Below are 14,846 nucleotides of genomic sequence, written 5' to 3'. Positions count from 1 at the left end.
AGCGAAGAGCGAAGAGCGAAGAGCGAAAAAGTACTGGTCTTGATCTCGCGCATAGTCCATTTACGATGGCGACGCTTACTCACCTTTTCGCCCTTACGGCGAGTCACTTTTTGTCAAACGCGACAAAAAGTAACCAAAAAACGCTGCGCTCCCATCATCCGGCCCCTCCGCTACGCTACGGGGTTCCCTCGCGCCGGTCTTGCTCCCGGGAGTACGCGCTGCAGGCCCCATCCATGGGGCCTCAGCGCTTGACGGGCATCCATGCCCGTCACCTCCCTCCGCAAGCCCTCTGCTCGGCCTCCTGAAGTCGCGAAGATCAAGATCAAGATCAAGATCAAGATCAAGAGCAAGAGCAAGAGCAAGAGCAAGAGCCGGGGACTTGTCTGGGTTTCAGGTTACTTCACTTTGCATGCACACTAATCGCCACCAACCGCATAACCACCGGCCTGACCATCAATACACAAACGAACGCCACAGGCATCGCCAACTGGTAAGCCTTCAGCACGTTGCCAAGGTATTCAGGGTTAATCCCCCCATTCGCTGCCGTGATCACGAAACACATCAATAGCGCCATGATCGACGACATGTAGAAGGCAAAAACGTAGGGCGTGGCGCCCGGGTGCAATTTGCGTCGGCTGCGTGCCTGGGACAGGTTGCTCATGCGAACTCCTGAAAAGTAAGTAGAGGCGCAAGTTAGCATCGCATCCGGCAGCAGCTGTAGACCAGCCGCATTGAGTTCTTTATAAAGAGATTCTTACGAATCCAGGGGCCCAGCATGGACCTGCTCAACGCCATTCGCAGCTTCATCAAGGTGGTCGAAGCCGGCAGCATCGCCGCCGGTGCCCGCAACCTGGGCCTGAGCCCGGCCGCGGTCAGCCAGAACCTGGCACGCCTGGAGGGCCACTTGCAGGTTCGCCTGCTCAGCCGCACCACCCGCAGTATGGCGCTGACACCCGCCGGCACTCAGTATTACGAGCGCGTCAGGCACATCGAGCGCGACCTGGCCTTGGCCGAACAGGCCGTCACCACCCCCGACAGTGAGCCCCAAGGGCGGCTATGCATTGCCTCGACGTCCGCCTTCGGTCGCCACGTGCTGGCGCCATTGATACCCGCGTTCAATGCCCGCTACCCACTGCTTTCGATAGAGTTGGTAACGACTGATCGCCGGGTCAACCACGCGCGGGAAGATGTGGACGTGAGCCTGCGCATTGCCCCGCAACTCGAAGACCAGTTGCTGGCCCGGCATATCGCCCGTATACCGTTCATTTGCTGTGCCTCGCCCGGTTACCTGCAACGCGCCGGCGTGCCGGCCACGCCCGAGGCCTTGCGTGACCACCGCTGCCTGGTGTTCCGCTACCCGGTGGATGGGCGCTTCCTGCGTTGGGGGTTCATGCGCGACGGGCTGCGGTTCGAGGCAGAGTTCGGCAGTGTCCTGATTAGCGACGACATCGATGCCCTGACCCAGATGGCACTGCACGATGGCGGCATCACCCGCCTGGCCGAGTTCATCGTCCGGCCGCATCTGGCCGCCGGGGCGCTGGTATCGTTGTTCGAATACAGCGATAGCGGTCAGGCCTATGCCCAGACCGAACCGATGGATATCTACCTGTGCCTGGCCGATCGCTTCGCCATGACTGCAAAAGTGCGTGTGTTCATGGACTACCTGCGCGAATGCCTGGGTGACAGCTGGCAGGTGCAGGCCTGAAAAAGATATTGGGGCTGCTTGCAGCTCATCGCGACACAAGGCCGCTCCTGCAGCGTCCGCATGAACCCGTAGAATCGGTTTTGTGCGGTCGTTGCAGGAGCGGCCTTGTGTCGCGATGGGCCGCAAAGCGGCCCCGACTTACTTGAAGCTATCAGAAGCGGTAGGTAAGGGACGCACCGATACCGTGAGCGCTGTTCTCGTACTTGGCCTGGTAGCTGCCTTTCAACAAGCCTTCTGTCTGCGAGCTCGGCAGATTGTTGACCTTGGTGTCCTCTTCCCACAGGTAGGAGTAGGCAACATCGATGGTCATGTCATCGTTCGGGCTCCAGCCGGCACCAAAGCTGACCGCTTTACGGTCGCCGGTAGGAATGCGCGGCGAGCGATCGTGGTTGTTGGTGGGCGACTGGTCGACGGAGAAGCCTGCACGCAGGGTCCACTCCTTGTTGACCTTGTAGGCAGCACCAATGGCGTGTGCCCAGGTGTCATGCCAGTTCTGCTCTTCGGTGATGGTCTGCAGTGGGTAGCCCGCCGGTGCTTCGTTCTTGACAACGATGCTCTCCAGGCGGCTCCAGCGAGTCCACGTGCTGCCCGCATACAGGGTCCAGTGGTCATCCAGTTCATGGGTGACCGAGAAGTCCACCGACTCTGGCGTCTTGATTTTCAGGCTGGCGTCGAACTTGCCGTTCAGGCCGAGGGCCGCAATCGGGTAGGAAACACGGGTATCGCCTTCAAGCTTGTAGTCGACCATCGAGTGATAGGTCAGGCCCAGACGGGTACGGTCTGTGGCTTGTACGAGAACGCCGATGTTGTAACCGATCGCGGTGTCGTCGCCCTTGATCTTGACTTCGCCATCCGGGCCGTTGGGGCCCAGCAGCGCCTTGCTGCTCAGGTTCGAGCCCAGCTCACCCTTGATACGGTTGATGGTCGGGCCAAAACCGATCGACACCTTGTCGTTGAAGGCATAGCTGATGGTTGGCTGGAAGGTGACAACCTCGACCTTGCTCTTCTTGCCCCAGTAGCGTGCCGCGTCATCGCTACCGTAGTCGGTGATCAGGCCGTATGGCACGTAAACACCGAAACCGACGCTCCAATGATCATCGATCGGCTTGACGTAGTAACCCATGGGCACGCCCACGACCGGGACCATGTCGCCATCGGTTTCCCCCCCGAAATTGCTACCACGACCCGAAATATCAGACTTGGCAATGACGGCTGCGCCACCCACGGTGACCTGTTCGCGCTTCAGGCGCGACATGCCTGCAGGGTTGCCATACACAGTGCTGGCATCTTCGGCAGAAGACGAACGTCCCGCAAAACCGGTTCCCATGCCGCTGATGCTTTGCTCGTTCAGCGCGAAACCTGCAGCAAGCAGTTGGCTGGAAGCAAGAGCAACGGCAATGCCGAGGGAGGTTTTGAGCATTACTTTTTTCATTATTAGAAAACTCCTTGGGATCTCCGGGGCGAAAAGCTACCAACAAATCACGCGCCGCGCTATAGCCTCAATCGCAGGAGATAGAGCGGTTTTGTAGGACAATCCGACCAAAATTCCCTTTTTTCCGGGTGCGTTGTAGGACGCGTCTTAAGATGCCTGCGGCAATCTCTGATCTATGCAGGTATGCCAGGCGTGGGTGAAGTCGCGCAGGCGACCTTGTGGGTTGAAAATCTGTCGCCAGATCCGCGCCAGCGCGAGAAGGTCATCGGCGGCAGGCAGTGGCGTGGCCTGCTCTTCGACGAGCATCCAGGCAATGGCGGTGGAATAGCGCAGGTTGACGGTGAGTTCCAGGTGCGGGCCACCGAGAAAGGCGTGCTGGCTGGCCAGGCCGCGGACCAGGCTGGCCAGGTCGGGGTCACGGGCAAGGTAGTCGTCCCAGATCGCCTGGTGACGGTGTTCGCCGATACGGTAAAGGCCATGCCCACGACGGTCGTGCAAGGCCGACCCCAGGGCCGACTGGCTGGCGGCGATGCCCAGCAACAAGGCTTCGGCGCTGGCGCAGTGACGGTTCAGGTAGACCAGGGTGGGTCGGATCACATACTGACACAATTCATTCGCCGCGATACCCATGATGCCCTCGAGCAGTTAAGGGCCGGACGGGCGCTGGAGCTTGGCAGCTGGTGAGTGATCAGGCCCGCCGGAAGCGGCAAGCACCGCTCGAGTTGAAGTGTAGTGTGATAATCGTGGTGTAAAGGGCTGTTTTTAAATCGATTGCTGCCTGACGTACCGGGCTATATGCCTTAAGGCAATTACGCCACGAACGTTCAGGCAGGCTTGCGATGGGATGATTCAGCGCTTGAATACCGCAGTATTCGCCGCTCACGCGGTGAGCGACTGGCGGGTTCGGGCGATGACCGCCTGCAGCGGTTCACTGCGGCTGTACTGTTCGGGGTACAGGCGCTCGGTGTGGCAGGCGACGCCGTGTTCGTCTACCAGGGTAAAGCTGAAGCTGCCCTTGCGAGGGGCAACGATAAGGCACTTCAACGGCGAGAAGGCCTGGGAGAGGGTGCCAATGGCAGCCTGAATCTGATGATGAGTTTGCATATTGTTGGAGGTTCCTGCTTTAAACACGGGGTTATGATCCGTGCATGATAGAAACGTTCCAGTGACGCCTTTATTAAGGGACGAACGAACCTGACTGGAACAGGGCAGCCAGAGGGAGCGCAATCAAATGTGGGCGCATGGGCTGACTGGTAGGTACTTCAGAAGGCAGGCAGCACGCCGGGGCCAAGGTTCTAGGCCGTCGGTGTGGGATCCTGATCAATCTGTCACGTGATTCGTGCTTGAGCAGCGCGTGGCTGGCGAGTGAATCATCGAATGGGCCGGTCCTGGTTTCAGCAGCGCCACCCTTGGGAGGAGCGGGTCTGCAAGGACGCTTGAGGCCAGAATTGACTTTCAGCTTGGTACTAACGAGGCGCACCTTAGCGGAAATACAGGCGCTTGGCAAGCATTTCATGTTTGTTCAGGTGAGCCGAGCAGTATGGCGCGTATTTGCCCTGCTGGGAAGAGGGGGCAAAAGGCCCGCATCCGGCCTGATGTACCGATTTCGTGCACTCAAATGAAGGTTTATGGTGCACTTGTTCACATTCGGAGCAGCGCTTGCAACTGCCTGGCAACACGCCACGACAGCCTCGCCAATGCCTTGACTGGGCGGTTAAGTCAATGAAAAAAAACACTATTTTTAGCTGGTGAAAAAATCGTCAGTTTGAGCGAAAGCCCCAATTCATGGGGGTTTGCGGGGGATGGGAGGGGGTTGTCCACCGAGTTATCCACAGGAACTGTGGATTGTCCCTAGCGCTTGCTCTAGGACGGGCGTGCCAGCAATACATTGAACTGTCCGACAATCGACATGCTCCGGGAGACCTGTTGGTCATCCACTTGAAAACGTCAAGAAAAGATCATTGAAAATTTTTTTCAATCCTCCGGAAATCGAAAGGCCAAGGCGCAAGAAAAAGGGTAGAGTGGCGCGCCTTTCGAGTTGCCAAACCTGTTGCTCATGAAGTTTCGCGGTAAACCCCTCGCCAGCCCCGCTGCATCGACGCCTGCGCCTCCCCCAAAACGTTTCTCTCTCAAAGTGGCCTTGTGGCTGCTCGACAACCCGCGCCTGGGTGACAAGCCGCAGGTCAAGCACTTGGCCGGGCGCCTGTTGAAACAGCCAGCGCGCCAGGGCGTGGTCGTGGCGCAAAGCCGCCTGGGGCAGATGTTGTGCCGCGATTGCGGCAATGCCCGTGACCGTCGTATTGGCCATGAACTGCTGCGCCAGGCAGCCCGCGCCGGTGATCGGCGGGCGCAGCTGGAGTATGCGCGGCTGTGCCAGCACAGCGAGCCGGAGCAGGCGCGGTACTGGCTGGAGCTGGCGGCGGGGCAGGGGTCGCAGGAAGCGCGGCGGCTTTTGATGCAGTGGTTCCATGCCTGAGGTGTGTTGCCAGCACTGGCCTCTTCGCGGGTAAACCCGCTCCCACAGGAATAGCTATACCTCGGATACTGTGCAATCCCTGTGGGAGCGGGTTTACCCGCGAAGAGGCCGGAACAGGCAACACACCGCTCAGGCTGATAAGCTGCGATGCATTCGTCCAGGATCATTCGGGGTAAGCATGACAGTGGATCTGGCCAGCATTCTGCTGGGCTTGGTGGCAGGTGCATTACCTTGCCTGGGTTGGGTCATGCAGGTGCAGCGCCGCCAGGGTGCGCGGCAAGGCGAGCAGGCCTTGCTCGAAGAGCGCCTCAATGCTGCCCAGCTGGCCCTGGCCGGCCTGCAGGCGCAACTGGATGCCAGCCGCGACGAGGTCAGCGACCTCAGCGAAGCCAACACCGTCAAGCAGACCCAGCTGGCCGCCCAGGGGCGTGAGCTGGAACTGCTGCAGATCGAGCGCGACAACGCCCGTGACGCCGCCCACGCCTGGAACCTCGAGCGTGCCAACCGCGAAGCCGAACTGCGCCGCCTGGAGGCCCAGACCGCACGCCTGGACGCCGAACTGCGCGAGCAGCAGGAAAGCCACCAGCAGCGCCTGGAAGACCTGCAGGAAGCCCGCGACACCCTGCGTGCCCAGTTCGCCGACATGGCTACCAAGATCTTCGACGAGCGCGAGCAGCGCTTCGCCCAGACCAGCCAGCAGCATCTCGGCCAGTTGCTCGACCCGCTCAAGGAACGCATCCAGGCTTTCGAAAAACGCGTGGAGGAGAGCTACCAGCAGGAAGCCCGCGAGCGCTTCTCGCTGGGCAAGGAGCTGGAGCGCCTGCAGCAACTGAACCTGCGCCTGTCCGACGAAGCCACCAACCTTACCCAGGCGCTGAAGGGCCAGAAAACCCAGGGCAACTGGGGTGAGCTGATCCTCGAACGGGTACTGGAGCATGCCGGCCTGGAAAAGGGCCGTGAATACCAGACCCAGGTCAGCCTCAAGAGCGCAGATGGCGAGCGCTTCCAGCCTGATGTGCTGATCATGCTGCCCGGCGACAAGCAGGTAGTGGTGGATGCCAAGGTCAGCCTCACCGCCTACCAGCAGTTCGTCGCCGGCAACGACGAGGCCGCGCTCAAGCAGCATGTGCAGTCGCTGCGCAGCCACGTCAAAGGCCTGTCGAGCAAGGACTACAACCGCCTCGAAGGCCTGCACAGCCTGGATTTCGTGCTGCTGTTCGTGCCGATCGAGGCCGCCTTCTCGGCAGCCCTGCAGGCGGAGCCGAACCTGTTCCAGGAGGCCTTCGATCGGCAGATCGTGATCGTCAGCCCGACCACCTTGCTGGCCACCTTGCGGGTGATCGACAGCCTGTGGAAGCAGGAACGCCAGGGCCAGAACGCTCGCGAGATCGCCGAGCGCGCCGGCTGGCTGTACGACAAGTTCGTGCTGTTCATCCAGGACCTGGACGAGTTGGGCAGCCGCCTGCAGCAGGTGGACAAGGCCTATGCCGCCGCGCGCAACAAGCTGTGCGAAGGGCGCGGCAACCTGGTCAGCCGCAGCGAACAGCTGAAGCTGCTGGGCGCCCGCGCCAGCAAGAGCCTGCCGGCCGACCTGCTGGAGCGGGCGCTGTCCGACGAGGCGTTGCCGGACGAAGCGCTTACTGAACCAGGCTCAGATGGCGATTGAGCATGGCGCGCAGGGCCGCCGGCTTGACCGGCTTGGCCAGGTAGTCCAGGCCAGAGGCATGCACCATGGCGATGGTTTCCTTGCTGCCGTCGGCGCTGATCACCACGCCCGGCACCGGCTCACCCAGGCGCGCACGTAGCCAGCCCATCAGCCCGGTACCAGTCTCGCCGTCGTCCAGGTGGTAGTCCACCAGCGCCAGGTGCGGGCGCATGCCCTTGGTCAGCAGGGCTTCGCATTCGGCGCGGTTGCGCGCGGTCCACACCTGGCAACCCCAGCGGCTGAGCAGGCTGTTCATGCCGATCAGGATGCTGTCTTCGTTGTCCACGCACAGTACCTGCAGCCCGGCCAGTGGCTGGCCGCCCTGTTCCACCGGGGCGGTGGGCGCCGGGGCGGCCTGGCGGGCAATCGGTACGCTGACGCGGAACACCGTGCCCTTGCCCGGCCACGAGCGCACTTCCAGCTTGTGCCCCAGCACCCGGCACAGGCCGTCGGCGATCGCCAGGCCCAGGCCCAGGCCCTTCTCGGCGCGGGTCTGGTGGCTGTCCAGGCGCTTGAACTCCTGGAAGATCACCTGCAGCTTGTCGTCGGCGATGCCCGGGCCGCGGTCCCACACCTCAAGCCACAACTGTTCACCCTGGCGCCGTGCGCCCAGCAGGATCGGGCTCTTGCCATAGCGCAGGGCATTGGTCAGGAAGTTCTGCAGCACCCTGCGCAGCAGCTTCATGTCGCTGTCCACCCGCAGGCGGCTGCCGCGCAGGCGGAACTCCAGGCCCTTCTCGGCGGCCAGCACCTTGAATTCGGCACCCAGGGTATCGAACAGCTCGTTGAGGGCAAAGGGCTTGGCATCCGGGGTGATCTTGCCGTTTTCCAGGCGCGAGATGTCCAGCAGGTCGCTGATCAGCTCTTCGGCCGAGCGCAGCGAGCTGTCCATGTGCTGCACCAGTTGCCGGGCCTCTTCGTTCATGCCCTCGGCCTGCTGCGACAAGGCGGCGGAGAACAGCCGGGCGGCGTTCAGCGGCTGCATCAGGTCATGGCTGACCGCAGCCAGGAAGCGGGTCTTGGACTGGCTCACCGCTTCGGCACGGCTCTTGGCTTCGGACAACGCCTGGTTCAGTTGAGACAGCTCTTGGGTGCGTTCCGCCACCCGTTGCTCCAGGCCTTCGTTGGCATCGCGCAGGGCCTGCTCGGCCTCGCGGAACGGGGTGATGTCGGTGAAGCTCATGACGAAACCGCCGCCCGGCATCGGGTTGCCGATCAGTTCGATCACCCGGCCATTGGGGAACAAGCGCTCGGAGGAGTGCGCACGGCCCTGGCGCATCCAGTGCAGGCGCCGCGCCACATGCACCTGCGCCTCGCCCGGGCCGCACAGGCCACGCTCGGCGTTGTAGCGGATGATGTCGGCGATCGGCCGACCCACGCTGATCAGCCCGTCGGGGTAGTTGAACAGTTCCAGGTAACGGCGGTTCCAGGCCACCAGGTGCAGGTTCTGGTCGACCACGCTGATGCCCTGGTTGATGTTCTCGATGGCCCCTTGCAGCAGGGCGCGGTTGAACTGCAGCACCTCACTGGCTTCGTCGGCAATACGCACCACGTCTTCCAGCTGCATGTCGCGGCCTTCGATGGCGGCCTTGACCACGGCGCGGGTCGACGAGGTGCCGAGCACGCCGGCCAGCAGGCGTTCGGTGTGTTCGATCCAGTCGCCGTCGGCGTTCTGGTTGGGGTTGAAGCCCTTGCCCTGGCGGTAGGCGAAGCGGATGAAGCTCTGCCGGGCGCGTTCTTCGCCGACAAAGCGCGAGGCCAGGGTCAGCAGGTCGTCGATCTGCACCGCCAGCAGCGGCTTGCTGCTGGGCCTGGCGCTGGTCTGCTGGCCGATGAAGCGGCCGGCCTGCCAATGCTCGGAAACCCGCGTGCGCGACAGCACCGAGACCCAGGCGAACAGGGTGAAGTTGCCCGCCAGCGACAGCACCACGCCCTGGGTCAGCGGGCTGATCGGCAGGTCAAGCGGGTTGCCGTGCAGCCACGCCAACCCTGGGAACAGCTGCAGCGACCAGCCCACGCTGTGCGCGGCAATCGGCAGCACCAAAGTGTAGAACCACAGGAAAATACCTGCGGCCAGGCCAGCGAACACGCCGCGGCGGTTGGCCTGCTTCCAGTACAGCGCACCGAGCATGGCTGGGGTCAGCTGGGTCACGGCGGCGAAGGCGATCTGGCCGATGGTCGCCAGGCTGGCGGTGGAGCCCAGCAGGCGGTAGCTGACATACGCCAGCAGCAGGATCACCACGATGGTCACCCGGCGTACCGAGAGCATCCAGTGGCGGAACGCCTCGAACGGCCGCTCGGCGTTGGTACGGCGCAGCAGCCAGGGCAGCAGCATGTCGTTGGAGACCATGGTCGACAGCGCCACGGCCTCGACGATGACCATGCCGGTGGCCGCCGAGGCGCCGCCGATGAATGCCAGCAGGGCCAGGCTCGGGTGTGCCTCGGCCAGAGGAAGGCTGATGACGAACGAATCGGAGATCACCGTGCCCGGCAGCAGCATCTGCCCGGCCAGGGCTATCGGCACCACGAACAATGCGGCGAGCGCCAGGTACATCGGGAATACCCAGCGCGCCAGGCGCATGTCCTGGGGTTCGATGTTCTCCACCACGGTGACGTGGAACTGCCGTGGCAGGCAGATGATCGCCATCATCGCCACGGCGGTCTGCACCACCATCGACGGCCAATTGATGGTCTCCTGCCAATAGTCCTGAAGGTGGATCGACTGGCGCGCCTGGCTGAACAGGTCGTCGAAGCCGTCATACAGGTTGAAGACGACGAAGATGCCCACGGCGAGGAAGGCCAGCAGCTTGATCAGTGATTCGAAGGCAATCGCCAGGACCATGCCACGGTGGTGTTCGGTCACGTCCAGGCTGCGGGTACCGAAGACGATGGCGAACAGTGCCAGTACCAGCGACACCACCAGTGCGGTGTCCTGCACGCGGGTGCCGGTGGCGTCGGCATTGGCGCCGATCAGCAGGTTCACCCCCAGCACGATGCCCTTGAGCTGCAAGGCGATGTACGGCAGCACGCCGACCAGGCAGATCAGCGCAACGACCACCGCCAGGGACTGCGACTTGCCGTAGCGCGCGGCGATGAAGTCGGCGATCGAGGTGATGTTCTGTTGCTTGCTGATCAGCACCATCTTCTGCAGCACCCAGGGCGCGAAGATCAGCAGCAGCACCGGGCCCAGGTAGATCGGCAGGAATGCCCAGAGCTGTTCGGCGGCCTGGCCGACCGCGCCGAAGAAGGTCCAGCTGGTGCAGTACACGGCCAGCGACAGGCTGTACACCCAGGCACGCAGCTTCGGCGGCAACGGCGTACTGCGGCGGTCGCCGTAGAAGGCGATGGCGAACATGATGGCCATATAGGCCAGGGCGACCACGGCGATCAGCCCGCTGGACAACGACATGAAGACTCCGAAGCAAAAAGATAACGCGGTCCCGATCAATCAGTCTGGCACGCAGGTGCCGCTTCGTCAGCGCAGACGATGGTCGCAGTGGCAGGTGGTCGCAGGGGGCATCCTGTACTGGCCTCTTCGCGGGCTTGCCCGCTCCCACAGGTACGGCGCTGCCCTCAAGGTATGTGATATCCCTGTGGGAGCGGGCAAGCCCGCGAAGAGGCCAGTACAGCCAACATCAATTACTGCGGGTACCCAGCCAATAAAACACCCCCGCCAGTATCACCGACAACACCAGCAGGTAGAAGATCGCCCCCGGCCACAGATGCACCAGGGCAAACCCCACCATCACCGGCCCCAGCGCCGCACCGAGGTTGGACAGGTTCTGCGCACCGTAATACACCCCACGCAAGTGCTCCGGTGCGATCAGGTCGATGAACATGTACTCGGCCGGGATCACGATGATCTCGCCCAGGGTGAACACCAGCATCGCCAGGCACCACGCCAGCGCCGAACCGGCCAGGGCAAAGCCCAGCAGCCCGGCGATGAACAGGCTCATGCCAGCCAGCAGCCAGGGCATCAGGCGCTGGCGGCTGATGCGGCGGCCGATCAGGTACTGCAGGGCAATCACCGTCACCGCGTTGGTGGTCACCAGGTAACCGATCAGGCGCGCCGCCTCGGCCGGGCTGCTGGTCACCACCAGGTACTGTGACAGGTAGGCGGTGAACTGGCCGAATACCACCGCGCTCAGCACCCCGCCCAGGGTGAAGCATACCAGCCGCCGGTCACGGGCCAGCCCCAGCGCCACCTGGCCAAAGCCGGCCCCGGGCTTGTCCGGTGCACTGGCCTGCAGGCTGCGGTCCCCCAGGCGCCAGTAGGCCAGGCACATGGCCAGGCCGAGCAGGGCAGAGGCGATGAACGGCATATGGTCGTTCAGCTCCAGCATGGCCACGCCCAGCAGCGGGCCGGCGGCGTAGCCGACGTTGCTGAGGGTGTACTTGATGGCGAACACTTCGGCCCGTTCCTCCACCGGCAACAAGGCGCAGAAGCCCGCCTTGGCGGCGATGTCGACCACTGCCAGGGCCAGGTTGATCATTACCAGGCAGAGAAAGAACAGCAGCGCCGAGTTGCTGGCGACCGCGCCGACGAAGGCCAGGGCAAACAGCAGGGTGCTGGCGCTGACCAGTGTGTGGTTGCGCAAGGTATCCACCAGATGGCCGCCATACAGGCTCAGCAGCGAGGCGATGATCAGCGCGCCACCGATCAGCAGGCCGATCTGGCTGATCGGCAGCTGGAAGTTGTCGGCCAGGTACACCACCAGGTAGGGCAGGGTAAGGGCACGGGCGACGGTGAGGGTGAAGGTGGTGGTGAGCAGCAGGCGCACAGTGTGCGGGTAGCGTTTGATGGCGGCGAGCATTGCCACGTCCTTGTTGTGGAATAGCCGAATCGGAGCATATGACAAATGGGGGCTGCTCTGCAGCCCATCGCCGGCAAGCCAGCTCCCACCTCGACCGCATTGATCTCAAGCCATGTGCGGTACCTGTGGGAGCCGGCTTGCCGGCGATGAGGCCGGGACAGGCTTGCTACAGAATCACCGCGCTTGCCAGTCAGTGCATTTCCCATGCAGATTTGTGGCTTGTCGCGCCCGGCGCGCCTCCAATTGAAAAGCCCTCAGGACCAAGGACGATGAGTCACTCCTCGCAATTCACCTTGCTCGGCAAGCGGCGTTTCCTGCCGTTTTTCATCACCCAGTCGCTGGGTGCCTTCAACGACAACCTGTTCAAGCAGTCGCTGATCCTGGCGATCCTGTTCAAGCTCAGCCTGGGCGACGGTGACCGTTCGATCTGGGTCAACCTGTGCGCCCTGCTGTTCATCCTGCCGTTCTTCCTGTTCTCTGCGCTGGGCGGGCAGTTTGGCGAGAAGTTCGCCAAGGATGCGCTGATCCGGGCCATCAAGCTGGCCGAGATCGCGATCATGGCGGTAGGCGCGCTCGGCTTCATCACCAACCACCTGGCGCTGATGCTGGTGGCGCTGTTCGGCATGGGGACTCACTCGGCGCTGTTCGGCCCGGTGAAGTACTCGATCCTGCCGCAGGCCCTGCGCGAAGAAGAACTGGTCGGCGGCAACGGGCTGGTGGAAACCGGTACCTTCCTGGCCATCCTCGCCGGCACCATCGGCGCCGGGGTGATGATGTCGGCTGACAGCTATGCCACCGTGGTGGCTGGTGGCGTGGTCGGCACCGCCGTGCTCGGTTACCTGGCCAGCCGCTGGATCCCGCGGGCCGCTGCCGCTTCGCCGCAAATGCCGCTGGACTGGAACATCTTCAGGCAGTCGTGGGCGATCCTGCGCATGGGCCTGGGGCAGCCGCCGGCGGTGTCGCGCTCGATCGTCGGCAACTCGTGGTTCTGGTTCGTCGGTGCCATCTACCTCACGCAGATCCCGGCCTACGCCAAGGACTGGCTGCACGGTGATGGCACGGTGGTGACACTGGTACTGACCCTGTTCTCGGTGGGGATTGCCTTGGGTTCGCTGCTGTGCGAGCGGCTGAGCGGGCGCAAGGTGGAAATCGGCCTGGTGCCGTTCGGCTCGTTCGGCCTGAGCCTGTTCGGCCTGCTTTGGTGGTGGCACTCCGGCGATGTACCGGCTGCGGCGGCACCGCACGACTGGCTGGCGCTGTTGGGCATGGGCCAGGCCTGGTGGATCCTGCTGTCGATCGTCGGCCTTGGGGTGTTCGGCGGCTTCTACATCGTACCGCTGTATGCGCTGATCCAGGCCCGCACCGCCGAAGACCAGCGCGCCCGGGTGATCGCTGCCAACAACATCCTCAATGCCCTGTTCATGGTGGTGTCGGCAGTGCTCACCATCATCCTGCTGGGCCTGGCCGAGCTGACCATCCCGCAGCTGTTCCTGGTGGTGTCGCTGCTCAATATCGCGGTCAACGCCTATATCTTCAGGATCGTGCCCGAGTTCACCATGCGCTTCCTGATCTGGCTGCTCAGCCATTCGATGTACCGTGTGCAGCACCGCGACCTCGAACGCATCCCCGACGAAGGCGCGGCGCTGCTGGTGTGCAACCACGTGTCGTTCGTCGATGCGCTGCTGCTGGGCGGGGCGATCCGCCGGCCGATCCGCTTCGTCATGTACTACAAGATCTACAACCTGCCGGTACTCAACTTCGTGTTCCGCACCGCAGGCGCCATCCCGATTGCCGGGCGCAACGAAGACCTGGCCATCTACGAACGTGCTTTCGCGCGCATTGCCGAGTACCTGGCCGATGGCGAGCTGGTATGCATCTTCCCTGAAGGCAAGCTGACCGGGGATGGCGAAATCGATGTGTTCAAGGGCGGCGTCAACCGCATCCTCGAAGAAACCCCGGTGCCGGTCATTCCGTTGGCCTTGCAGGGGCTGTGGGGCAGCTTCTTCAGCCGTGACCCGGCCAAGGGCTTTTTCAAGCGCCTGTGGTCGCGGGTGACCATCGTGGCAGGCGCCGCCATCCCGGTGGAGGCGGCGCAGCCAGAAGCCTTGCGTGAGCAGGTCAGCCGCCTGCGCGGCAACCTGCGCTAGGGGAGGGCGTCAGCTGGCGCTGACTTTCAGGCCGACCAGGCCGGTAATGATCAGCGCCACGCTGACCAAGCGTACCAGGGCCATGGACTCGCCGAACAGGATGATGCCGGCGATCACCGTGCCGACGGCGCCGACGCCGGTCCAGATGGCATAGGCGGTACCCAGCGGCAGCTCTTTCATGGCCAGGCCCAGCAGGCCCAGGCTGATGGCCATGGCGGCGACGGTGAGGACGGTGGGCAGTGGCTTGCTGAAGCCGTCGGTGTATTTCAGGCCGACGGCCCAGCCGACCTCGAACAGGCCGGCGAAGAACAGGATGATCCAGGACATGGTGCGTCTCCATCGTTGTGAATGATGGGGCCGTCCCCGGAATGGTCACGCGGTGCGTCGTGAGGTCGTCCTCACAGTGGATACATGGTGCACACCTGCAGCCCTAGGGGCAAGCCTGTACCGGCCCTTTCGCGGGCACGCCCGCTCCCACATCTATGGTCCTCCCAGTTTCTGCAATACTGAATCTGGATGCGTAGTTGGCTTGCCGCAATCTATTCGGCGTCGAAGGGTTAAGGTTCG

11 protein-coding genes are annotated in these 14,846 nt (G+C 63.0%); 4 read left to right on the top strand and 7 right to left on the bottom strand.

Annotated features, from left to right (window positions below):
• Positions 1–400: 400 nt before the first annotated feature.
• Positions 401–661 (bottom strand): DUF2798 domain-containing protein, encoded by a 261-nt coding sequence (locus CAG44_RS27165; RefSeq protein WP_085693480.1) that lies wholly within the window; start codon positions 659–661, stop codon positions 401–403.
• 114 nt (positions 662–775) lie between these two features.
• Between CAG44_RS27165 and CAG44_RS27160 the strand changes: the two genes are divergently transcribed.
• Complete coding sequence (locus CAG44_RS27160) at positions 776–1,705, top strand: LysR family transcriptional regulator (protein WP_085693479.1); 930 nt, start codon at positions 776–778, stop codon at positions 1,703–1,705.
• Between the two features lie 151 nt (positions 1,706–1,856).
• On the opposite strand, the gene CAG44_RS27155 is transcribed toward CAG44_RS27160, so the two are convergent.
• The 3 genes from CAG44_RS27155 to CAG44_RS27145 all read right to left on the bottom strand — a co-directional run bounded on the left by CAG44_RS27155 (position 1,857) and on the right by CAG44_RS27145 (position 4,241).
• A complete protein-coding gene (locus CAG44_RS27155) occupies positions 1,857–3,137 on the bottom strand; it encodes an OmpP1/FadL family transporter (RefSeq protein WP_085693477.1) in 1,281 nt (426 codons plus the stop codon).
• Between the two features lie 147 nt (positions 3,138–3,284).
• Complete coding sequence (locus CAG44_RS27150; RefSeq protein ID WP_025338041.1) at positions 3,285–3,767, bottom strand: hypothetical protein; 483 nt, start codon at positions 3,765–3,767, stop codon at positions 3,285–3,287.
• Positions 3,768–4,016: 249 nt separating this feature from the next.
• Positions 4,017–4,241: a hypothetical protein gene (locus CAG44_RS27145; RefSeq protein ID WP_003257337.1), complete on the bottom strand. Its 225-nt coding sequence runs from the start codon at positions 4,239–4,241 to the stop codon at positions 4,017–4,019.
• A gap of 952 nt (positions 4,242–5,193) precedes the next feature.
• Here CAG44_RS27145 and CAG44_RS27140 point away from each other — a divergent pair.
• A complete protein-coding gene (locus tag CAG44_RS27140; protein ID WP_085590149.1) occupies positions 5,194–5,613 on the top strand; it encodes a tetratricopeptide repeat protein in 420 nt (139 codons plus the stop codon).
• A 292-nt stretch (positions 5,614–5,905) separates the two neighbouring features.
• On the top strand, positions 5,906–7,279 hold the full coding sequence (gene rmuC, locus CAG44_RS27135; protein WP_170929316.1) for a DNA recombination protein RmuC: 1,374 nt from the start codon (positions 5,906–5,908) through the stop codon (positions 7,277–7,279).
• On the opposite strand, the gene CAG44_RS27130 is transcribed toward rmuC, so the two are convergent.
• Together CAG44_RS27130 and CAG44_RS27125 are read right to left on the bottom strand one after the other, a co-directional pair.
• Positions 7,251–10,727: a hybrid sensor histidine kinase/response regulator gene (locus CAG44_RS27130; RefSeq protein WP_085693475.1), complete on the bottom strand. Its 3,477-nt coding sequence runs from the start codon at positions 10,725–10,727 to the stop codon at positions 7,251–7,253. The two genes, rmuC and CAG44_RS27130, sit on opposite strands and share 29 nt — an antisense overlap.
• A 226-nt stretch (positions 10,728–10,953) precedes the next feature.
• The gene (locus CAG44_RS27125; RefSeq protein ID WP_085693473.1) at positions 10,954–12,132 is read right to left on the bottom strand and encodes an MFS transporter; all 1,179 of its coding nucleotides are present in this window, start codon (positions 12,130–12,132) and stop codon (positions 10,954–10,956) included.
• Between the two features lie 269 nt (positions 12,133–12,401).
• Between CAG44_RS27125 and CAG44_RS27120 the strand changes: the two genes are divergently transcribed.
• Positions 12,402–14,279: an MFS transporter gene (locus CAG44_RS27120; RefSeq protein ID WP_015269262.1), complete on the top strand. Its 1,878-nt coding sequence runs from the start codon at positions 12,402–12,404 to the stop codon at positions 14,277–14,279.
• 9 nt (positions 14,280–14,288) lie between these two features.
• Here CAG44_RS27120 and sugE read toward each other — a convergent pair whose 3' ends face one another.
• The gene (sugE, locus tag CAG44_RS27115) at positions 14,289–14,606 is read right to left on the bottom strand and encodes a quaternary ammonium compound efflux SMR transporter SugE (RefSeq protein WP_009686221.1); all 318 of its coding nucleotides are present in this window, start codon (positions 14,604–14,606) and stop codon (positions 14,289–14,291) included.
• Positions 14,607–14,846: the final 240 nt, after the last annotated feature.

Source organism: Pseudomonas sp. B13(2017) (genome assembly GCF_002113245.1).
Lineage (GTDB): Bacteria > Pseudomonadota > Gammaproteobacteria > Pseudomonadales > Pseudomonadaceae > Aquipseudomonas > Aquipseudomonas putida_Z.
The sequence above is the reverse complement of the archived record's forward strand: the minus strand, read 5'-3'. Positions and strand labels throughout refer to the sequence as shown.

What these genes read in the sequence shown, in the direction of transcription:
- CAG44_RS27165 (WP_085693480.1), bottom strand. Translation starts at nt 661, where the DNA reads ATGAGCAACCTGTCCCAGGCACGCAGCCGACGCAAATTGCACCCGGGC.
- CAG44_RS27160 (WP_085693479.1), top strand. Translation starts at nt 776, where the DNA reads ATGGACCTGCTCAACGCCATTCGCAGCTTCATCAAGGTGGTCGAAGCC.
- CAG44_RS27155 (WP_085693477.1), bottom strand. Translation starts at nt 3,137, where the DNA reads ATGAAAAAAGTAATGCTCAAAACCTCCCTCGGCATTGCCGTTGCTCTT.
- CAG44_RS27150 (WP_025338041.1), bottom strand. Translation starts at nt 3,767, where the DNA reads ATGGGTATCGCGGCGAATGAATTGTGTCAGTATGTGATCCGACCCACC.
- CAG44_RS27145 (WP_003257337.1), bottom strand. Translation starts at nt 4,241, where the DNA reads ATGCAAACTCATCATCAGATTCAGGCTGCCATTGGCACCCTCTCCCAG.
- CAG44_RS27140 (WP_085590149.1), top strand. Translation starts at nt 5,194, where the DNA reads ATGAAGTTTCGCGGTAAACCCCTCGCCAGCCCCGCTGCATCGACGCCT.
- CAG44_RS27130 (WP_085693475.1), bottom strand. Translation starts at nt 10,727, where the DNA reads ATGTCGTTGTCCAGCGGGCTGATCGCCGTGGTCGCCCTGGCCTATATG.
- CAG44_RS27125 (WP_085693473.1), bottom strand. Translation starts at nt 12,132, where the DNA reads ATGCTCGCCGCCATCAAACGCTACCCGCACACTGTGCGCCTGCTGCTC.
- CAG44_RS27120 (WP_015269262.1), top strand. Translation starts at nt 12,402, where the DNA reads ATGAGTCACTCCTCGCAATTCACCTTGCTCGGCAAGCGGCGTTTCCTG.
- sugE (WP_009686221.1), bottom strand. Translation starts at nt 14,606, where the DNA reads ATGTCCTGGATCATCCTGTTCTTCGCCGGCCTGTTCGAGGTCGGCTGG.